The 19,242-nt window shown below is 65.9% G+C and carries 19 protein-coding genes; 14 read left to right on the top strand and 5 right to left on the bottom strand.

What is annotated here, in order from left to right; translation table 11 throughout:
* Positions 1-49 precede the first annotated feature (49 nt).
* Together QO014_RS15215 and QO014_RS15210 are read right to left on the bottom strand one after the other, a co-directional pair.
* Positions 50-1,537, bottom strand: a complete 1,488-nt coding sequence (locus QO014_RS15215; RefSeq protein WP_266349570.1) for an AfsR/SARP family transcriptional regulator — start codon at positions 1,535-1,537, stop codon at positions 50-52.
* A 76-nt stretch (positions 1,538-1,613) separates the two neighbouring features.
* Complete coding sequence (locus QO014_RS15210) at positions 1,614-2,543, bottom strand: helix-turn-helix transcriptional regulator (RefSeq protein WP_266349569.1); 930 nt, start codon at positions 2,541-2,543, stop codon at positions 1,614-1,616.
* Positions 2,544-2,867: 324 nt separating this feature from the next.
* Between QO014_RS15210 and QO014_RS15205 the strand changes: the two genes are divergently transcribed.
* The 8 genes from QO014_RS15205 (at position 2,868) to QO014_RS15170 (ending at position 11,494) form a co-directional block, all read left to right on the top strand.
* Positions 2,868-4,319: an aldehyde dehydrogenase gene (locus QO014_RS15205; protein WP_266349568.1), complete on the top strand. Its 1,452-nt coding sequence runs from the start codon at positions 2,868-2,870 to the stop codon at positions 4,317-4,319.
* 96 nt (positions 4,320-4,415) lie between these two features.
* Positions 4,416-5,675, top strand: a complete 1,260-nt coding sequence (locus tag QO014_RS15200; RefSeq protein ID WP_266349933.1) for an ABC transporter substrate-binding protein — start codon at positions 4,416-4,418, stop codon at positions 5,673-5,675.
* Positions 5,676-5,749: 74 nt separating this feature from the next.
* A complete protein-coding gene (locus QO014_RS15195) occupies positions 5,750-6,502 on the top strand; it encodes an ABC transporter ATP-binding protein (protein WP_370877152.1) in 753 nt (250 codons plus the stop codon).
* Positions 6,499-7,224 carry an ABC transporter ATP-binding protein gene (locus QO014_RS15190; RefSeq protein ID WP_266349566.1) on the top strand — a complete coding sequence of 242 codons (726 nt, stop codon included), beginning with the start codon at positions 6,499-6,501 and terminating at the stop codon, positions 7,222-7,224. The genes QO014_RS15195 and QO014_RS15190 overlap by 4 nt, the downstream gene beginning before the upstream one ends.
* Positions 7,224-8,120: a branched-chain amino acid ABC transporter permease gene (locus tag QO014_RS15185; protein ID WP_266349932.1), complete on the top strand. Its 897-nt coding sequence runs from the start codon at positions 7,224-7,226 to the stop codon at positions 8,118-8,120. The genes QO014_RS15190 and QO014_RS15185 overlap by 1 nt, the downstream gene beginning before the upstream one ends.
* Entirely contained in the window at positions 8,117-9,172 is a 1,056-nt protein-coding gene (locus QO014_RS15180; protein WP_266349565.1) for a branched-chain amino acid ABC transporter permease, read from the top strand. The genes QO014_RS15185 and QO014_RS15180 overlap by 4 nt, the downstream gene beginning before the upstream one ends.
* Before the next feature lie 36 nt (positions 9,173-9,208).
* On the top strand, positions 9,209-9,994 hold the full coding sequence (locus tag QO014_RS15175; protein WP_266349564.1) for a coniferyl-alcohol dehydrogenase: 786 nt from the start codon (positions 9,209-9,211) through the stop codon (positions 9,992-9,994).
* Between the two features lie 57 nt (positions 9,995-10,051).
* Complete coding sequence (locus QO014_RS15170; protein WP_266349563.1) at positions 10,052-11,494, top strand: aldehyde dehydrogenase; 1,443 nt, start codon at positions 10,052-10,054, stop codon at positions 11,492-11,494.
* Positions 11,495-11,518: 24 nt separating this feature from the next.
* Here the strand turns inward: QO014_RS15170 and pcaQ are convergent, their stop codons facing one another.
* Positions 11,519-12,439 carry a pca operon transcription factor PcaQ gene (gene pcaQ, locus QO014_RS15165; protein WP_266349931.1) on the bottom strand — a complete coding sequence of 307 codons (921 nt, stop codon included), beginning with the start codon at positions 12,437-12,439 and terminating at the stop codon, positions 11,519-11,521.
* A 126-nt stretch (positions 12,440-12,565) separates the two neighbouring features.
* Here pcaQ and pcaD point away from each other — a divergent pair, with 126 nt between their 5' ends.
* The 5 genes from pcaD to QO014_RS15140 all read left to right on the top strand — a co-directional run bounded on the left by pcaD (position 12,566) and on the right by QO014_RS15140 (position 16,308).
* Positions 12,566-13,360, top strand: coding sequence for a 3-oxoadipate enol-lactonase (gene pcaD / locus QO014_RS15160; RefSeq protein WP_266349562.1), 795 nt, complete (start codon positions 12,566-12,568; stop codon positions 13,358-13,360).
* On the top strand, positions 13,353-13,754 hold the full coding sequence (pcaC, locus tag QO014_RS15155) for a 4-carboxymuconolactone decarboxylase (protein ID WP_266349561.1): 402 nt from the start codon (positions 13,353-13,355) through the stop codon (positions 13,752-13,754). The genes pcaD and pcaC overlap by 8 nt, the downstream gene beginning before the upstream one ends.
* 28 nt (positions 13,755-13,782) lie before the next feature.
* Positions 13,783-14,526, top strand: a complete 744-nt coding sequence (gene pcaH, locus QO014_RS15150; RefSeq protein ID WP_266349560.1) for a protocatechuate 3,4-dioxygenase subunit beta — start codon at positions 13,783-13,785, stop codon at positions 14,524-14,526.
* Positions 14,526-15,152 (top strand): protocatechuate 3,4-dioxygenase subunit alpha, encoded by a 627-nt coding sequence (pcaG, locus tag QO014_RS15145; protein WP_266349559.1) that lies wholly within the window; start codon positions 14,526-14,528, stop codon positions 15,150-15,152. The genes pcaH and pcaG overlap by 1 nt, the downstream gene beginning before the upstream one ends.
* 88 nt (positions 15,153-15,240) lie before the next feature.
* The gene (locus QO014_RS15140) at positions 15,241-16,308 is read left to right on the top strand and encodes a 3-carboxy-cis,cis-muconate cycloisomerase (RefSeq protein WP_266349558.1); all 1,068 of its coding nucleotides are present in this window, start codon (positions 15,241-15,243) and stop codon (positions 16,306-16,308) included.
* Here the strand turns inward: QO014_RS15140 and QO014_RS15135 are convergent.
* On the bottom strand, positions 16,290-17,165 hold the full coding sequence (locus QO014_RS15135) for a helix-turn-helix domain-containing protein (protein WP_266349557.1): 876 nt from the start codon (positions 17,163-17,165) through the stop codon (positions 16,290-16,292). The two genes, QO014_RS15140 and QO014_RS15135, sit on opposite strands and share 19 nt — an antisense overlap.
* 126 nt (positions 17,166-17,291) lie before the next feature.
* Here QO014_RS15135 and pobA point away from each other — a divergent pair, with 126 nt between their 5' ends.
* Positions 17,292-18,464 (top strand): 4-hydroxybenzoate 3-monooxygenase, encoded by a 1,173-nt coding sequence (pobA, locus tag QO014_RS15130; protein WP_266349556.1) that lies wholly within the window; start codon positions 17,292-17,294, stop codon positions 18,462-18,464.
* A gap of 34 nt (positions 18,465-18,498) precedes the next feature.
* Here the strand turns inward: pobA and QO014_RS15125 are convergent, their stop codons facing one another.
* A complete protein-coding gene (locus QO014_RS15125; protein ID WP_266349555.1) occupies positions 18,499-19,191 on the bottom strand; it encodes a TetR family transcriptional regulator in 693 nt (230 codons plus the stop codon).
* Positions 19,192-19,242 lie beyond the last annotated feature (51 nt).

The raw sequence follows: 19,242 nt of genomic DNA, 5'->3' as shown, positions 1-19,242 counted from the left end.
GATCTTTGGTTTTTCTTTGGTTCTTGAGCGCCGGCACCATCATTTTCATTCACGCGCTGCGAAGGCGCTCATAGAGCCCCTTGAGCGCCGGCGTCGCGGGCCGGCCCTCGAGGCGGCCGAGGGCCGCGATGTAGAGTTGATACTGCCGGTCGATGGCTTCCCGCCGGCCCTGCGCATGCAGAACCCGCATCGCTTCTTCATGGGCCATCTCGCTGACGGGATCGAGCGAGAGCGCCTTCTGGCAGTGAAAGAGCGCGGCCTTGAAGTCGCCCTTGTTGCGCTGGATCCGCGCGGCATCGCGCTGGACGCGAACGAACATCTGCCGGAACCAGAAGCGGCGGCTGAAGCACCAGTCCCGCTCGCCATCATCGGCATAATCGGCGGGAACATCCTCGAAGAGATCGCCCGTATAGAGACGGTCGGCCGCCTCCAGGCAGATCAGCGCCTCGTCATCCTCGCCCGCGCGGATGTGCCCGTCGGACTGCCGGCAGAGCTGCTCGAAGGTGGCGATATCGATCCAGCTGCCTTCCGGCGGGACGAGCAGGTAGCGTGAATCCTCGCGACGGATCGGCGAGCGGTCCGGTTCGGCGTCGCTCCCGCCGAGCGCCAGCCGCAGCGAGCGGACCGTGTGGTAGAGGCGGTTGCGGCTCTGCTCCAAGGTCTCGGCCTCGGGCCAGAGCAGGTCGGCCAGTTCGTCGATGCCGGCGCCCTGCCCGCCCTTGTGCAGCAGATAGGCGAAGAGCGTCTTCGTCTTGCGGGTCGCGCCGCCCTTCACGGTCCAGTTCACCATCGTACCGTCGTTCCGGTAGATGCGCAGGCGCCCGAAGCAGCGGATCTTCCACCGCTCCCGCTCGCCGCCCTCGGCGATCGCGGCGGGGTCCGGTGTCCGGTCGAGCCAGTCGGGGAAGCTGATGCCCCCCTGCGCGGGCGGTGGCAAGGCCGCCGGCTGCACGCTGGCCGGCGGCGGCGCATTGGAGAGGCCGGCGAGCCAATGGTCGAATTGCTGGCGCAGCGTTCCGCGCGCGGCGATTTCCGCCGGCAGCCAGTGCGGGTTGGCCCTGAGGCCGCTCGCCGTCAGCACCTTGGGGTGCCCGCGCAGTCCGAGCATCAGATGTTCGTCGAGCAGGGTCTTGCGGTTGTAGAGCGAGACGATGGTCATCCCGGTCTCGCGCGCGAACTCCATCGCGGTCGCCGGCCAGAGCGGGAGATTGGCGGCGGCCGAGGTGGTGCGCATCGCCCAACCCATATCGACCATCAGCACCGTCGCCCCGCGCCGCTTGCCGGAACCGGCCGCCGCCGACAACGCCCAATCCTTGAGATTGGACCGGATGCGCGAAAAGGAAATCGGCGCCGTCAGGAAGCCCAGTTGCTCGGCCGAGCGCACCATCAGTCGCGCGGCGTCCTCCGGCATGGGGAGAGGGTCGGGTCCGGCGACGAGAAGAGCAACGTTTGCGTGCAGTTTTGGCAACAGAAGGGCGACAGCGCCGTAGAGCCCGCGCTGATCATCGAAGAAATGGGCGATGCTCGTGGCGTCCAAGCCCCTCACTCCCTGCTGCCCCATGCGCCCCAGATCATCACGCCGCCACGGATATGCAAGAGCGGCATGATCGGCCTCACGGCCAGGCGGCGAAGGAGGCGGGCTCCCGTGGAGAGGCGGCGACCGGGCCCCTCTGCCGGTAGGCGCCCGGGGTCATTCCCGACAAGCGCTTGAAAAACCGATTGAAATAGCTCGGATCGCGAAAGCCCAGGCTGTACCCGATCTGTTCCACCGACAGATCAGTCTGCTCGAGGCGCGATTGCGCCTCCTCCAGCAGGCGGACATGCACGAGCGCCAGGGGCGTCTCCTGTGTCGCGCGCAGGCAGGCATCGTGCAGATGGGCGCGGGTGACGCCGAGCCGGTCGGCATATTCGTCGATGCCGAGATTCTCGCGATAATGAAGCTCGACCAATTGCCGGAACCGCTGGACCGTCGCGACGCCGCTGCCGCGCTGGGTCGTCGCGGTGCCGCGCCCCGATGCCCGCCAGAGATGAAGCATGACGATGCCGAAATGAAGCGCCATCATCGCGGCGCCGCCTGCCTGCGGCTCACGCGATTCCCGCACGAGCGCGTTCAGCGAGGCGCCGATCTCGGCCAATTGCGGTGCGATCCGCTCGCCCGGCGCCACCACCGCCCGCTCCAGCATCGGCCTGAGATGCGCCGCGACCGGGCTGTCGCCAATCACGCGCCAGACGAAATCCTCGGCAATCATGGCCGTCACGCCATCGCTGCCGGCCTCCAGCCGAAACTCCCCGGCGACCGGACGCGGCAGCCAGAGCATGACGGGCGCGAGCAGATCCATCACATGGCCATCCACGCCGGTGAAGATCGCGCGGCCATGCAGGACGAAGAAGAGCTGGCAGTGCCGGCGATGCGCGCGCTCGGCGATCGACCAGGTACGCTCTGCAAGGGCCGTCTCCATCCTGGACGCGACTACGGCGGCATCGGCGCGCAGGACCCGGTCGGGCCGCAATGTGGCGATGGAAGGACGGGGTGGAGGGGGCATTGCGGATCATTCGTCAGCGAAACACACCCTATCATCCAGAAAAATCCCATTTATGTCGAGAATAATGCATTCCTCCTTTGGCTGGACTGAGGCTTACTGATCATCGTCAATCCAGCCAAAGAACTGGATGGTCGGAGGAACGAACGTCGGACGAGCTATCGCCTTTCGAGGAGCAAGCGCGAAGCATCCGTCCATTTCGTCAAAAGAGAGATTTCACCGCCAACGTTCTAGCGACGTGAGCGGACTGTTCGGCGTTGTCAATGAGCCCGGGAACGATCGTTTTCGGGGCCGGATTTCTGTGGCCTGTCGTCGGAGGAGGACGCTGTGCTTGATGTTCCGTTGCTTCTGCGCGGTCGAGACCTGCCGGCTTCGGATGGCGGCGCGTTCGAACGTCTCAATCCCATTACCGGCGAGGTTGCGAGCCGCGCTGCGGCGGCGACGCTGATGGATGCCGCAGCGGCGGGTTCGGCGGCAGCGGCGGCCTATCCGGCATGGTCTGCCCTCGGTCCGGGCGAACGGCGCGCCAAGCTGATGCTGGCCGCCGACAGGATCGAGGCGAGCCGGGCGGCGTTCATCGCCACCATGGCGGAGGAAACCGGTGCCACTGCCGCATGGGCCGAATTCAACGTGACCCTCGGCGCCGCGATCCTGCGCGACGCGGCCAGCCTCACGACGGCAGTCGCCGGCACGATGATCCCGTCGGACAAACCCGGCATGATGGCGTTCGGCATGCGCCAGCCCGTGGGCGTCGTGCTCGGCATGGCGCCTTGGAATGCGCCGGTCATTCTCGGCGTGCGGGCCCTCGCCATGCCGCTCGCCTGCGGCAACAGCGTCATCCTCAAGGCATCCGAGCTCTGCCCAGCCACGCACCGCCTGATCGGCGAAGCCTTCCGCGATGCCGGATTGGGCCAGGGCGTCGTCAATGTCGTCAGCAATGCGCCCGCCGATGCCGCGCGCGTAGTCGAGGCTCTGATCGCGCATCCCGCGATCCGCCGGATCAACTTCACCGGCTCGACGCGCGTCGGCCGTGTCATTGCCGAGGTCGCCGCGCGCCATCTGAAACCCGTCCTGCTTGAGTTGGGCGGCAAGGCACCGTTCGTCGTCCTCGATGATGCCGATCTGGACGAAGCCGTCAGCGCCGCCGCGTTCGGCGCCTTCATGAACCAGGGCCAGATCTGCATGTCGACGGAGCGCATCGTCGTCGACGAGAAGGTCGCCGATGCCTTTGTCGACAGACTGACCAGGAAGGCGGCGACGCTGGTGGCGGGCGACCCGCGCCGCGGCACGACGCCGCTCGGCGCGGTCGTCGGGCTCGATGCGGTCGAACGGATCGATTCCCTCGTCAAGGACGCGCTCTCCAAGGGAGCGGTCCTGCGCGTCGGCGGCCATGCCAACGGCACGCTGATGGACGCGACGGTGATCGACCGCGTGACGCCGGCCATGCGGATCTATTCGGAGGAATCATTCGGGCCGGTCGTCGCCGTCGTGCGCGTGCGCGGCGTCGACGAGGCGGTCCGGGTCGCCAACGACACCGAATACGGGCTCTCATCCGCCGTCTTCAGCCGCGACGTCAAGCGCGCCATCGACGTGGCGAAACGGCTTGAATCCGGCATTTGCCACATCAACGGCCCGACCGTGCACGACGAGGCGCAGATGCCGTTCGGCGGCGTCAAGGCCTCCGGCTATGGCCGTTTCGGCGGCCTCGCCGCCATTCCGGAATTCACGGAACTGCGCTGGATCACGGTTTCGAGCCAGCCGGGAAGCTACCCGATCTAGCGTCGGGCCTTCGACGCATCGGGAACGAAGAGGGAGGAACGAATGTCCAGTCATCTGATCAATCTGACGGGCCTGCGCCCGAACCGCCGCCAGCTGATGGCCGGGATCGGGGCCGGTGGCCTGATGCTCGCGACGCAGGGAAGAGTATTCGCGGCCGGCGCCGAGAATGTCATCAAGGTCGGCTTTGTCAGCCCGCGCACGGGCGCCCTGTCCGGCTTCGGCCAGACGGACGGCTATGTGCTCGATCTCGCCCGCAAGGCGCTCGCCAAGGGCCTCGCGATCGGCGGCAAGACCTATGAAGTCCAGATCATCGACGTCGACACCCAGTCGGACCCGTCGCGCGCCAGCCAGTTGGCGAAATCGCTGATCAACAGCGATCAGGTCGATCTGATCCTGGCTGTTTCGACGCCGGAGACGATCAACCCGGTTGCCGACGCCTGCGAAGCCGCCGGCGTGCCGTGCCTTTCGACGGTCATGCCGTGGGAAGCCTGGTATTTCGGCCGTGGCGCGAAGCCGGGCGAGCCCTCGCCCTTCAAATGGACCTATCATTTCGGCTTCGGCGTCGGCGAATTCCACAAGACCTATGTCTCGCAGTGGAACCTGCTGGAGACGAACAAGAAGGTCGGCGTTCTCTATCCCAACGATGCCGACGGCAATGCGGTGCGCGCCAATCTGGCGCCCCTGCTCGCCAAGGATGGCTTCACGATCGTCGATCCCGGCCCCTATGAGGACGGCACCACCGATTATTCGGCCCAGATCGCCCAGTTCAAGAAAGAGAAGATCGAGATCTTCTCGTCCTTCCCGATCCCGCCTGATTTCGCCGCGTTCTGGCGCCAGGCGGCCCAGCAGGGCCTGCGCCGGCAATTGAAGATCTGCCAGGTCGCCAAGACCGGCCTGTTCCCCGACGGCATCGAGGCGCTCGGCAATATCGGCTTCAACATTTCGAGCGCCGCTTATTGGCACAAGACGTTCCCTTATACCTCGACCCTGACCGGCGTGACGGGCCCCGAACTGGCCGATGGCTATGAGGCGGCGAGCGGCAAGCAGTGGACCCAGCAGCTGGGCGCGACGCTCTCTCTGCTTGATGCCGGCGTCTCGGCCCTTCAGGCCAGCACCGATCCGAAGAACAAGGCAGAAGTCGCCAAGGCGATCGGCTCGCTGAAGACGACGACGATCGGCGGCAAGGTCGATTTCGGCAGCGGTCCCGTCCCGAATGTCTCGCCGGGCCCGATCATCGGCACGCAATGGGTCAAGGCGCCGGCGGGTTCGAAGTTCAAGCTCGACTATGTCGTGACCGAGAACGTGACGGATCCCAACGTGCCTGTCGGTGCCAAGCTGCTGCCGCTCAACGGCTGACCGGACTGGCCTCCCGCATATCGGTGCGGGAGGCACCCTCTCCCTTTCCTGTCGCGACGACAGAGCAGACCCGAATGGATCAAAGCGTGAGCGAGGCAAAAGGCCAGCCGATCATCACGGTCACGGGACTTCAGAAGCGCTTCCGTGCGCTCGTCGTCCTCGACCAGATCGACTTCTCCATGCGCGCCGACGAGGCGGTCGGGATTGTCGGCCCAAACGGCGCCGGCAAGACCACCTTCCTGAGCGTGCTCGTCGGGGCACATCCGCCGACAAGCGGCACGATCAATTTTCTCGGCGAGGACGTCACCGATGTCCCGGCATCGGAACGCTGCCGGCGTGGGATCGTTCGGACGCATCAGATTCCGCGGCCCTTCGGTGGCATGACCGTGTTCGAGAACGTCTTCGTCGCGGCGGCGAATGGCGGCAATTTCGCCCGCGAGGAAGGCTATGAGCGCGCGCTGGATTCGCTGCGCCTCTGCGGCATGTTCCATCTCGCGAACCGCCGCGCCGAGACGCTCGGCCTGCTCGACCGCAAGCGGCTCGAGCTGGCGCGGGCGCTCGCGACCAATCCCAAGCTGCTGCTGCTCGACGAAATCGGTGGCGGACTGACCGACGGGGAGGCGAACGAACTGGTCGCCACGATCCGCGAACTCCGCCGGCGCAACATCGCCATCGTCTGGATCGAGCACATCGTCCACATCCTGCTCGAAGTGGCCGATCGACTGATCTGCATGGACCAGGGCCGCATCATTGCCGATGGCGATCCCGCCATGGTGATGAAGACGCCTGCCGTGGTCGAGGCCTATCTGGGAGGAAGCGCGGAATGAGCCTCCTCGAAATCAAGAAACTGGATGTTCGCCACGGCCTGCTCCAGGCGGTGCGCGGCGTCGATCTCACCGTGGAAAAAGGCGAGACGGTCGCGCTTGTCGGCGCCAACGGCGCCGGCAAGACAACACTGCTGCGCGCCATTGCCGGCGCCCATCTGCCGGCTGGTGGCAGCGTGCATTTCGACGGCGTGGATATCACGCATATTCCGGCCCATAGCCGCGTCGGGCTCGGCGTCGCGCTCGTGCCGGAAGGCCGGCGCCTGTTCAGCCAGATGACGGTCGAGGAAAACCTGATCCTCGCACGCTCGGCCGGCCGCAAGGGGCCGTGGACCATCGATCGCGTCTTCGAGGCGTTTCCCAATCTCGTGCCGCGCCGCAAGGCCAAGGCGGGCAACCTCTCGGGCGGCGAGCAACAGGCGACGGCGATCGGCCGTGCGCTGATGACCAACCCTGAGATCCTGCTTCTCGACGAAGTTTCGCTCGGCCTGTCGCCGCTCGCGGTCGACCGCGTCTATGCCTCGCTCGACACCCTCATCCATGGCGGCACGACGATCATCCTGGTCGAGCAGGATCTGCGCCGGGCCATGCGTGTCGCCGATCGCATCGTCTGCATGCTCGAAGGCAAGATCGTGCTGGAAGGCAAGCGCGGCGAGATCACGCGCGAGCAGGTTTCCGAAGCCTATTTCGGGCTCGGCAGTGCAAAAGGGAGGGTGCACGCATGATGATTTGGGTCAACCAGATCGTGCAGGGCATCCTGCTCGGTGGTTACTATGCGGTGATCGCCTGTGGTCTTTCCTTCATGTTCAGCGTGATGCGCATGATCAATCTGGCGCATGGCAGCCTCGCCATCGTCGCCGCATTCGCGCTGTTCGTGCTCGCCGATCAATATGGGCTCAATCCGTTCACGGCCCTGATCCTGGTGCTGCCTGCCATGGCGGCGCTCGGCTGGGTCCTGCAACGAACGATCCTGGAGCGGAGCCAGCGCGGCGGCCTGCTGGTGCCGATCCTGTCGACCTTCGGCCTGTCGATCGTGGTCGACAATCTGCTGTTTGAGCAGTTCGGCGCCGATACGCGCTCGCTCGCACCCTTCATCGACGAGCTTTCCTATGACAGCTGGTCGATCACCGACGACATCTATATCGGCAAGCTCGCTGCGCTGACCTTCGTGACGGCGATCATCATTCTCGGCGGATTGCAGCTTTTCCTGACCCGGACACAGCTCGGACGAGCGATCCGAGCCACGGCCGAGGATCCGGATACGGTCGGCCTCATCGGCATCAACGCCAAGCGTGTGAACGCCGCGGCCGCTGCCATCGCCCTCGTGACCGTGGGCATCGCCGGCGCCTTCCTCGGCATGCGGGCGACCTTCGATGCCTATGCCGGCGGACCGCAGCTGATCTTCGCCTTCGAGGCGGCCGTCATTGGTGGCGCCGGCTCACTTTGGGGCACGCTCATCGGCGGCATCGTGCTCGGCGTCGCCCAGAGCGTCGGCGCCCAGATCAGCCCGCAGGGCTTCCTGATCACCGGCCACGCCGTCTTCCTCGCCGTGCTGTTCGGACGTCTCCATCTCGACACGATCGGCACCACGTTCCGCAAAACCGTAAGGCGTTCCGCATGAGCCAGGATCCAGCCATCCGGGTCGAGCGATGGACCCCGCTTTCGCGCATATCCATCCTCGGCGCGGCCATCGTTCTCGCCATCCTCGCGACGGGGCCGCTCTTCTTCGACAACAACGCGATCGACAAGCTGACGACGCTCTTCATCTACGTCATCCTCGCCGTGACATGGAACGCGCTCGCCGGCTATGGCGGCCTCGTCTCCGTCGGTCAGCAGGCCTTCTTCGGCCTCGGCGCCTATGCCGCCGTGCGGCTCGCCGATGCGGGCGTCAATGTCTACGCGTCGCTTATCCTTGCGGCCGTCATCATCGCGGCCGTCTCGCTGCCGATCTCCAGCTTCATGCTGCGGCTCAAGGGGGGCGAATTCGCGATCGGCATGTGGGTCGTGGCCGAGCTCTGTCACCTGCTCGTCAATCTCGATAGCCTCGTGCAGGGCGAGACCGGCACCTCGCTGATCGCGCTCAACGCCTATGAGGCCGATACCCGGCACGCGCTCAACTACTGGGTCGCGCTCGGCTCGATGACGGTCATCCTCGTCATCCTGTTCGTCCTGCTCAGGAGCCGCATCGGGTCCGCGATCCAGGCGATCCGCGACAATGAGGAGGCCGCCGCCGCACTGGGCGTGCGCGTCATGGGAACGAAGCGGATCATCTTCGTCTTCGCCGCCTTCGGCGCCGCGCTCGCCGGCGCGCTCTGGCTCGCCACCGCGATCACCTTCCAGCCCAAGACCTATTTCGGTGTCCAATGGACGGCCTACATGATCTTCATGGTGCTGGTCGGTGGCCTCGGCACCTTCGAGGGTGCCATATTGGGCGCGCTGATCTTCTTCCTGATCGAAGCCTGGTTCGGCGCGAGCGGTGTCTGGTACCTGGTCGGGCTCGGCGCCACGGCCCTCATCTTCTCACTCTTCGTGCCACGCGGCATATGGGGCTGGCTGGAGCGGCGCTATGGCCTGAACCTGCTGCCGCTCGGCTACCGCATCCTCGGCATCCGGCCGGCAGCCCGGACGGCCATTCCGAATGACGGCGCAGCGCCTTCGGCCGGCACGTCCTAGCTTCCATTCAAGACAACAGTAACGAAAGGCAGAACCATGCTGTTCGGCAAGACCATCCTCATCACCGGCGTATCGTCCGGCATTGGCGCCCGCACCGCTGAGCTCGCGCTGGCCCTGGGCGCCGACGTCATCGGCGTCGACCAGCGCCTGCCAGCAGGCACGATGTCGTCCTTCATCGAGGCCGACCTGTCGTCGCCATCATCGATCGCGGATCTGGTCTCGCGCCTGCCGCAGCGCATCGACGCTCTCGCCAATGTGGCCGGCGTTTCGGGGACGCTCGGCGACGCCAAGACGATCGCGATCAATTTCTATGGTCTCCGGGCTCTGTCCGAGGCCGTCGCGCCGCGCCTTCGCGAGGGCGGCGCCATCGTGAACGTCGCCTCGATCGCCGGCTATGGCTGGCGCGCCAATCTCGAACGGGCCAAGGGCCTCGTCGGCGTGCAGGGATTCCCGGACCCGGAGGAGATCGTGAAGGAATTCGCCATTGCTGAGGGCGAAGGCTATCCGGTCTCGAAGGAGGCGCTGCTGCTTTGGACGCAGCGCGCCGCCCATCAGAGCCTGTTCCGCGATCGCGGCATTCGCGTCAACGCGGTCAGCCCCGGCCCGGTCACGACGCCGATCCTCAAGGAGTTCCGGCAGGTCTTCGGCGATGCGCGCGTCGACAGCGACATCACGCGCGTCGGCCGGGCGGGAAGCGCGCCCGACATCGCCCCGGCGATCCTGTTCCTCGCCTCCGACGGCGCCCGCTGGATCAACGGCGCCAACCTGCCGGTCGATGGCGGACTGGAAGCTTCCATCAATGCGGACGTCATCGGCTTCTGAGCCGGCGACGCGTCCATGCCCGCCCTGTATGGCTGGCATCCTGACAAGGAGAGAACCATGAAAATCGGCTTCATCATCGATGGCGAAGCGGCGGACGCCGCCTCCGGCGCCACATTCGACCGCAAAGACCCCGTGACCGGGGCGGTCGCGACCAGCGCCGCCGCAGCAAGCCTCGCCGATGTCGGAACGGTCGTCGCCTCGGCCGCCAAGGCGTTCGAGAGCTGGTCAGAGACCGGCCCCGGCGAACGGCGCGCGCTGCTGCTGAAGGCGGCGGACCTGCTCGAAAGTCGCGCGGCCGACTTCATCAGGCTGATGCTCGAGGAGACGGGCGCGACCACCCCCTGGGCTGGCTTCAACGTCCATCTCGGCGCCGGCATCCTGCGCGAGGCCGCCGCGCTCACGACCCAGATCACTGGCGAGGTCATTCCCTCCGACAAGCCCGGCATCCTGTCGCTCGCCATCCGCCAGCCGGCGGGTGTCGTGCTCGGCATGGCACCCTGGAACGCGCCGGTCATTCTCGGCGTGCGCGCCATTGCCGCTCCGCTCGCCTGCGGCAACACCGTCATCCTGCGCTCGTCCGAGGCCTGCCCCGGCACGCATCATCTCATCGGCCAGGTCCTGAACGATGCGGGCTTCCCGAAGGGCGTGGTGAACGTCATCTCCAACGCCCCGGCCGATGCGCCCGCCATCATCGAGGCCCTGATCGCCCATCCCGCCGTGCGCCGCGTCAATTTCACCGGCTCGTCGAAGGTCGGCAAGATCATCGCCAAGCTCGCGGCCGAACACCTGAAGCCCGTTCTGCTCGAACTCGGCGGCAAGGCACCGTTCGTCGTGCTGGATGATGCGGATATCGACCAGGCGGTCGACGCTGCCGCATTCGGTGCCTTCATGAATCAGGGCCAGATCTGCATGTCGACGGAACGCTTCGTCGTCGACGAGAAGGTCGCCGATGAATTCGTCGCGAAGTTCGCGGCCAAGGCGGCTTCCTTGCCGGCCGGCGATCCGCGCGGTCATGTCGTGCTCGGATCGCTCGTCGACATGAAGGCGGCCGAGCGGATGGACGAGCTGATCGCCGACGCGGTTTCAAAGGGCGGTGTCGTCGTCGCCGGCGGCAAGCGCAATGGCACGATCGTTGAGGCGACCGTGATCGACCGCGTGACGCCGAACATGCGCATCTACGCCGAAGAATCCTTCGGCCCCGTCAAGCCGATCGTCCGCGTCAATGGCGTCGACGAGGCCGTGCGGGTTGCCAACGACACGGAATACGGCCTCTCCTCGGCGGTGTTCGGACAGGACATCAAGCGCGCGCTTGCCGTTTCGAAGCGGCTCGAAACCGGCATCTGCCACATCAACGGACCAACCGTCGCCGATGAGGCGCAGATGCCGTTCGGCGGCGTGAAATCCTCCGGCTATGGCCGCTTCGGTGGCAAGGCGGTGATCGCCGAGTTCACGGAGCTGCGCTGGGTGACCATCGAAGGCCCGCAGCACTATCCGTTCTGAAAGCGCGCCGATCGCGCCGGCTCGTCACGGGCCGGCGCGATCAGCCACCACCTCGCGCACCGATTGGGCGAAAAGCTGCACGGGAAGCGTCGGCGGCGTATCGGCACGCGTGGTCAGGCCGACTGGACCCAGAGTGTCCGAGGTGTCGGCCGGCAGCATTGCGAGAAGGCCATGCGCGACATCGTCGATGACGACACCCTGCGAGATGATCCAGACCGCATCCGTCGTGCGGACATAACTGCGCGCAAAGGCATCCGACACCGTTTCGATCTCGCCGCCGCGCGGAGGGCCGATCGCATTGGCGACCAGAAAGCGATCGACGATCGGCCGGATGATCGAACCGGGCGGCGGCATCAGCATCTGAAACGCACCGATCGCGCCGATATCGAAGCTCGGCGTCGCCAGCAGCGGATGGCCGGGCCGGACGATCAGCGCGATCGCCTCCGAATAGAGATGCTCGAAGGCGAAACCACGCATCGCCTCCGGCTCGGCCATCCGACCGATGACGAGATCGACATCGCCGACGCGCAGCTGGGACATCAGGAAGGCATTCGGACCCGTGATGATGCGGGGCCGCATGCCGAGACGCCGCGCCGTGAAATGCACGACCGCCGATGGCAGGATGCTGGCCGAGACGGTCGGCAGCGCGCCGACGGTGAACGCGACGACGCTCTCAGCCTGGCCGATGGAGCGCACGCCCTGCTTGAGCGAGGTCAGGCTGGCGCCGACATAACGCTGGAACACCTCGCCATAGCTCGTGAGGATCAGGTTGCGCCGGCTCCGGTCGAACAACTCGACGCCGAGGATCGCCTCCAACTCCTGGATCGTCTTGGACGCCGCCGGCTGGCTCAGCCCGAGCACGGACGAAGCCTGTACGACGCTCTTCAATCGCGCCACTTCGAGAAAGCAGACGAGATGACGGAGCTTGATCCGCCCATCGACAATGTCGCCGCGCGCCCGGTCGATCATCATAACTCCGGAGTTATATGAATGATCGATAATGTCATTTTACATGAATATCCGCCACGATTTATCCTTTCCCTGTTTTCATCAAACGGACCCTGATCCGCCATGGCGTTTTCGCTGCTCAACAATCTGGTGATCCACTGGGCCGAGAGAGGGCCGTCCGACGCGCCCGCAATCGTCTTTGCGAATTCGCTCGGCACGGATTTTCGCATCTGGGACGACGTCGCCGCGCGCCTCGGGACGCGCTGGCGGATCGTGCTCCATGACAAGCGCGGCCATGGCCTTTCCGATGCGCCGGCCGGGCCTTATTCGATCGACGACCACACCGACGACCTGCTCGCCTTGACCGACCGTCTGGGCCTCGGGCGTTTTGCGCTGGTCGGGCTCTCGATCGGCGGGCTCATCGCGCAGAATCTGGCGCTGCGTGCTCCGGAGCGGCTCGCGGCGCTCGTCCTCGCCGATACGGCGGCCAAGATCGGCACGGCCGATAGCTGGGCCGCGCGGATCGACGCAGTGCGAAATGGTGGCCTCGCGCCGATCGCCGACGCCGTGATGGAGCGCTGGTTCACGCCGAACTTCCGCGATACACGCCCCGTCGATCTCGCCGGCTGGCGCAACCTGCTGCTGCGAACGCCGCCGCAGGGCTATGTTGGTAGTTGCGCCGCGATCCGCGACACGGACCTGACCGAGCGGATCTGCACCATCGCCGCTCCGACCCTCGTCGTCGCGGGTGACCAGGATCTCTCGACGCCGCCGGACCTCGTGCGCGCCACGGCGGATCGCATCCCGGGCGCCCGGTTCGAGACCATCGCATCCTGCGGCCACATTCCGCCCGTCGAGCAGCCGGCGGCTCTCGCGGCCCTGATTGCCCGCCATCTCGAGGAGAACGGCCATGTCTGAACCGACGGATCGCTACAAGACCGGCATGGCGACGCGCCGCGCGGTTCTGGGGGCGTCCTATGTCGACGCGGCCGTGGCATCGACCACGCCCTTCAACACCGACTTCCAGACGCTGATCACCGAAAGTGCCTGGGGCTCGGTCTGGTCGCGCGAGACGATCAGCAAGCGCGAGCGCTCCATGCTCACCATCGCGCTTCTGGCCGCGCTTGGCCACCATGACGAGGTCGCGATGCATGTCCGCGCCACGCGCAACACCGGCGCCAGCATGGACGACATCAAGGAGGCGCTGCTGCACGTCGCGATCTATGCCGGCGTGCCGGCGGCGAACCACGCATTCAAGATTGCCGCAAAAACCTATGCGGACATGGACGCCGAGGCCAAGACCAAGGGCTGACGGCGCGAGATCGGGAGGAGGTCCCATCATGCGAAACGAGAATTCATCCTATCAGGACGGCGCATTCTTCCAGCGTGACCGAGCGTGGCATCCGCCGGCCTTTACGCCCGACTACAAGACCTCGGTGCTGCGTTCGCCCCGCAATGCCCTGCTCTCGCTCGGCAATACGATCTCCGAGATGACGGGTCCGGTGTTCGGCCACGACATGCTGGGGCCGCTCGACAACGACCTGATCCGCAATTTCGCGACCACGGGCGACCCGATCGGCCCACGCACCATCGTCTATGGCCGCGTTCTCGATGAGAATGCCCGGCCGGTTGCGGGCGCGCTCGTCGAGTTCTGGCAGGCCAATGCCGGCGGTCGCTATCGCCACAAGAAAGAGACCTATCTGGCGGCGATCGATCCGAATTTCGGCGGTTGCGGACGCACCATCACCGACGAGGAAGGCCGCTACTGGTTCCGCACCATCAAGCCGGGCGCCTATCCCTGGCCGAACGGCGTCAATGACTGGCGGCCGGCGCATATCCACTTCTCGATCTTCGGCCATGCCTTCGCACAACGGCTGATCACGCAGATGTATTTCGAGGGCGACCCGATGATCTGGCAGTGCCCGATCGTCCAGAGCATACCGAGCCGCGAGGCCGTGGAAACGCTGGTTGCAGCGCTCGACCGCGAGGCATCACTGCCGATGGATACGCTCGCCTACAAGTTCGACATCGTGCTGCGCGGGCGTCGCTCGACCATGTTCGAGAACCGCAAGGAGGGCAATTGATGGTCCAGAAGCTCGGAAGACTGAGAGAGAGCCCGTCGCAGACCGCGGGCCCCTATGTCCATATCGGCACGAACCCGAATTTCATCGGCATCAACGGCGTCTACGCCGCCGATCTGGGCTCGGAACCGGTTCCCGCCGCCGTCAAGGGCGAACGGATCGTCGTAACCGGCCATGTGATCGATGGCGGCGGCAATCTCCTCAAGGATGCGCTGATCGAAATCTGGCAGGCCGATGCAGACGGCCTCTATCCGGGGCGTGGCGAGCATCGCGGCACGGCCGATCCGGCCTTCACCGGCTGGGCGCGCCAGCCCGTCGACGGCGTGACGGGCCTCTATCGCTTCGAGACGATCAAGCCCGGCTCGGCCCCCTATTTCGACGGCCGGCCCATGGCGCCGCACATCACCTTCTGGGTCGTCGCGCGCGGCATCAATATCGGCCTCCATACGCGCCTCTATTTCGAGGACGAGGAGACCGCCAACGCTGCCGATCCTGTGCTGGGCCGTATCGAGCATCGCGGCAGAATACCGACCTTGATCGCGACCCGCTCGGTGGAAAGCGGCGTCCCGACCTATACCTTCGACATCCATCTCCAGGGCGAGAAGGAAACGATCTTCTTCGATATATGAGAGGCGCGGGGCGGCGCAGGACACCAATCCTCCTGCCGCCGCCCCCCCCCGCAGACCTTTCCGCCCTGGCCCGGAACACACCGAACCCATGACCGCAACTCTACTCGACGCAATCGCCAGCGACGCCACGATCGAGGCCTTCTTTTCCGAAGACCGCGAGATCGAGGCCATGCTCGCCTTCGAGGCGGCGCTCGCGGGCGCCGAAGCGGAGGCCCGCATCATCCCGCCGGAGGCCGCCGCCGCGATCGAGGCGGCGTGCCATAGCTTCCGGCCACCGCTCGACGCGCTGCGCGCCGGCATGGCGAAGGACGGCGTCGTCGGACCGTCCTTCGTCGCGCTGCTGCGCAAGGCGGTGGCCGAGCCGCACGGCAAATGGCTGCACTTTGGCGCGACCAGCCAGGATGTCGTCGATACCGGCCTGGTCCTGCGGCTGAAGGCGCTCGTCGCCGAACTCGATGCGCGCCTTGCCGGCATGATCGAGGCGCTCGAACACCTCAAAACGGCGCATGGCGAGACCGCCCTCATGGCGCAGACGCGCATGCAACGGGCCCTCCCCTTCACGGCCGCCGACAAGCTCGACACCTGGCTGCGGCCGCTGCAGCGCGATCGCGTCCGGCTGGCCGAAATCACGCCACGTCTGCTCATCGTCCAGTTCGGCGGCCCGGTCGGCAATCGCTCCGGTCTCGATGGCAAGGGCGATCTCATCGCGGAGAGGCTGGCCGCGCGGCTCGGCCTCGGCGCGGCACCGGCCTGGCACACGGCCCGCGACAGCATCGCCGAACTGGGTGGCTGGCTCTCGCTGGTCTCGGGCACGCTCGGGAAGATCGGCGCCGACGTCGCGCTGATGGCACAAAACGAGATCGCCGCCGTGCGGATCGCCGGCGGCGGCAGTTCGTCCGCCATGCCGCACAAGTCGAACCCGGTCGCGGCGGAGGTGTTGACCGCTCTCGCCCGCTACAATGCCGGGCTCGTCGGCACGCTCCACCAGGCGCTCGTGCACGAGAACGAACGATCCGGCGCCGCCTGGACGCTGGAATGGCTGGTGCTGTCGCAGATGGCGATCACGACGGGCGCCGCGCTGGGGCATGCCCGGCAGTTGATCGCGGCGCTCAATTTCATGCCGGACGCTTCGATCGTTCAGCCGGCGGCGCGATAATCCGACGGCGACAAGCCGGCCCGCGCGGCGAAGAAGCGCGAGAAATAGGCTGGATCGGAAAATCCAAGTCCGAAGGCGATCTGCGATATGCTCATCGAGGTGTAGACGAGATAGCGTCGCGCCTCGATCATGAGCCGGTCGTGGATGATCCGGATGGCTGGATGGCCGAGCGTCTCGCGGCAGCAACGGGTCAGATGCGGCACCGACACGCCGAGCTGCCGGGCATAGGCATCGAGCGGCTGGTGGCTGCGGAAATCGGCCTCGACGCGGGCGACGAAACGCTGGACGAGGGCGATACGCCCGTCGGCCGAGGGCTCGAGCGAGCGCGACACCTGGCTCGCCGCGCGGGCAAACCAGGTCGCCAGCAAGGCCGCATGGGCTGAAAGCGCGATTTCGCGCCCGCCGGCATTGCGCCCGAATTCGGCGAGCGCAGCCTGCATGGCGGCCAGCAATTCCTGGACTTCCGGCCGATCGAGCGGCTGATCCAGCACCCGCGGACCCGCAAGAGTCTGCATCGTCATCGGCTCTCGCTCGAACAAGCGCCGCAGGATCACCTCCGCGACGCTCGCGACATAGCCAATCGTCCCCGCTTCGAACCAGAATTCGTGAATGACGAATGGCGTGATCAGCATTGCCGTTCCGGGTGCGAGCCGATGATCGACACCGTCGATCCGCGCCCGGCCGCCGCCCGCGACGATCAGGAAGAACTGATGCATGTCCTGATGGCGATGCGGCTGGATGCGCCAATTGTTGATCGCGCTGCGGGCGTTGATCGTCTCGATGTGCAGCGCGTCGGGAAAGCGATCTCCGCGGCGTTCGCCATAGAGCCAATAAGCCGGGACGTTAGCGGTCGACATTGGAGGTCCATGTTCGATTTGTCCAATAGGCTGCGCGAATGCTCCATTCACGTCAAGCCGTGATCGGACGAAACTCCGACCATTGAACGATGCAGGCGCGAGCCGCATCGACGAGGGAGGAAGAACATGCGGACCCAGGTAGCCATTATCGGCGCCGGCCCGGCCGGACTGTTGCTCGGCCAGCTATTGTCGCGACAGGGCATCGACAACGTCATCATCGAGCGCAAGAGCGGCGACTATGTGCTCTCCCGCATCCGCGCCGGCGTGCTCGAACAGGGCATGGTGCAGATGCTGGAGGAAGCGGGTGTCGCCGAGCGGCTACACCGCGAGGGTCTGGTGCATGACGGCTTCTCGCTCGCCTTTGACGGCCGCCGCCATCGCATCGACCTGAAGGGGCTGACGGGCGGCAAGACGGTCACCGTCTATGGTCAGACCGAAGTGACGCACGACCTGATGGTGGCGCGCGAGGGCATCGGCGCCACGACGATCTATGAGGCGGACGATGTCGTGCTGCACGATTTCGACGGCGCGTCGCCCCGCGTCTCCTTCGTCAAGGACGGCGTTCGGACGGAGCTTGCCTGCGACTTCATCGCCGGCTGCGACGGTTTCCACGGCGTCTCCCGCCGCTCCGTGCCCGAGGGCGCGATCCAGGAGTTCGAGCGCGTCTATCCCTTCGGCTGGCTCGGCGTTCTCGCCGACGTGCCGCCCGCCGCGCATGAACTCGTCTATGCCAGCGCGGAGCGTGGCTTCGCGCTCTGCTCGATGCGCTCGGCGACGCGCAGCCGCTACTACGTGCAGGTCTCGCTCGACGAAGAAGTCGAGGACTGGTCGGACGAGCGCTTCTTCGACGAACTGCGCCGGCGGCTGCCGGAAGACGTCGCGGCGGCCGTGACGGTCGGTCCCTCGATCGAGAAGAGCATCGCGCCGCTCCGCAGCTTCGTCGCCGAGCCGATGCGCTTCGGGCGCCTATTCCTCGCCGGCGACGCCGCGCATATCGTGCCGCCGACCGGCGCCAAAGGTCTCAACCTGGCCGCCAGCGACATCCATTATCTCTCGCAGAGCCTGATCGAGCACTATCGCGACAGGTCAGATACGGGCATCGCCACCTATTCCCAGCGCGCGCTGGCGCGGATCTGGAAGGCCGAACGGTTCTCGTGGTGGATGACGGGCCTGCTGCACAAGTTCCCGGCCAATACGCCGTTCGAGCAGCGCATGCAGCGGGCGGAATTCGACCATATCGCCAACTCGACTGTGGGCTCAGCCGGCGTGGCCGAGAACTATGTCGGCTTGCCCTACTAGATACGAACAGCCCCCCGGCGGCGCCCGGCTGACATCAGCCGGGCGTCCGTGTTTCTCCGAACGCCATGGCGGGCTCGGCGACCCGCGACGGCTCACTTGTCGGCGGCGCCTGCACACAGCCGCTGCGGAACGACATGGCGAGGCATTTGAGCGAGCGGCGCATCGTATCGGGAAATGCGCCGGTCAACTCGTAGCGCAGCCAGTCGTTCAGCATGCCGGAGAGAAAGCATGTCAGCGTGGCGGTTGCGGTCTCGGCGGTCCATTCCCGGCCGAGTTCGCCATTTGCCTCCGCGACGTCGAAGGCCCGGCGGAAAACCGAGATCATCGTCTCGTGCAGCGAGCGCTGAAGGACGAGCGCTTCCTGCATCTCGCCGACATATTCGCAGCGGGTCACGATAATTTTATAGACGAGCCGCATATGCGCATCGCTCTCGAATAGGTTGACGATCTGATACGCCCGCCCGGCGATGAAGGTCAGTGGATCCTCCATCCCGGTCAGTTCCCGTTCGATCAAGCAGCCATGCAGCGTGCGAACACGCTCGATCATCGCGGCAAACAGCTCCTGCTTATCCGAGAAATGCCAGTAGATCGCGCCGCGCGTGACCGCGGCTGCTTTGGCGATGCGCTCCAGCGACGTTCCGGACACGCCATTTTCGAGGAATACGGTTTCCGCAGCGTCCAGAATGCGTTGCCGCGTTTCCTCAGACTCCGATTTGGTTCGTCTCATCCGGCGTCCTTCCCTTTACATACATTCTTGTCGGTATATATGCTGCAATGC

Source organism: Kaistia dalseonensis (assembly GCF_030814715.1).
Classification (GTDB): Bacteria; Pseudomonadota; Alphaproteobacteria; order Rhizobiales; family Kaistiaceae; genus Kaistia; species Kaistia dalseonensis.
The sequence above is the reverse complement of the archived record's forward strand: the minus strand, read 5'-3'. Positions and strand labels throughout refer to the sequence as shown.

Excerpts from the sequence above, each read along its gene's own strand:
- QO014_RS15185 (WP_266349932.1), top strand. The coding sequence starts at position 7,224 with ATGATTTGGGTCAACCAGATCGTGCAGGGCATCCTGCTCGGTGGTTAC.
- pcaH (WP_266349560.1), top strand. The coding sequence starts at position 13,783 with ATGCGAAACGAGAATTCATCCTATCAGGACGGCGCATTCTTCCAGCGT.
- pcaG (WP_266349559.1), top strand. The coding sequence starts at position 14,526 with ATGGTCCAGAAGCTCGGAAGACTGAGAGAGAGCCCGTCGCAGACCGCG.
- QO014_RS15170 (WP_266349563.1), top strand. The coding sequence starts at position 10,052 with ATGAAAATCGGCTTCATCATCGATGGCGAAGCGGCGGACGCCGCCTCC.
- QO014_RS15195 (WP_370877152.1), top strand. The coding sequence starts at position 5,750 with ATGGATCAAAGCGTGAGCGAGGCAAAAGGCCAGCCGATCATCACGGTC.
- QO014_RS15180 (WP_266349565.1), top strand. The coding sequence starts at position 8,117 with ATGAGCCAGGATCCAGCCATCCGGGTCGAGCGATGGACCCCGCTTTCG.
- pcaD (WP_266349562.1), top strand. The coding sequence starts at position 12,566 with ATGGCGTTTTCGCTGCTCAACAATCTGGTGATCCACTGGGCCGAGAGA.
- QO014_RS15125 (WP_266349555.1), bottom strand. The coding sequence starts at position 19,191 with ATGAGACGAACCAAATCGGAGTCTGAGGAAACGCGGCAACGCATTCTG.
- pobA (WP_266349556.1), top strand. The coding sequence starts at position 17,292 with ATGCGGACCCAGGTAGCCATTATCGGCGCCGGCCCGGCCGGACTGTTG.
- pcaC (WP_266349561.1), top strand. The coding sequence starts at position 13,353 with ATGTCTGAACCGACGGATCGCTACAAGACCGGCATGGCGACGCGCCGC.
- QO014_RS15140 (WP_266349558.1), top strand. The coding sequence starts at position 15,241 with ATGACCGCAACTCTACTCGACGCAATCGCCAGCGACGCCACGATCGAG.
- QO014_RS15200 (WP_266349933.1), top strand. The coding sequence starts at position 4,416 with ATGGCCGGGATCGGGGCCGGTGGCCTGATGCTCGCGACGCAGGGAAGA.
- QO014_RS15175 (WP_266349564.1), top strand. The coding sequence starts at position 9,209 with ATGCTGTTCGGCAAGACCATCCTCATCACCGGCGTATCGTCCGGCATT.
- QO014_RS15190 (WP_266349566.1), top strand. The coding sequence starts at position 6,499 with ATGAGCCTCCTCGAAATCAAGAAACTGGATGTTCGCCACGGCCTGCTC.
- QO014_RS15210 (WP_266349569.1), bottom strand. The coding sequence starts at position 2,543 with ATGCCCCCTCCACCCCGTCCTTCCATCGCCACATTGCGGCCCGACCGG.
- QO014_RS15135 (WP_266349557.1), bottom strand. The coding sequence starts at position 17,165 with ATGTCGACCGCTAACGTCCCGGCTTATTGGCTCTATGGCGAACGCCGC.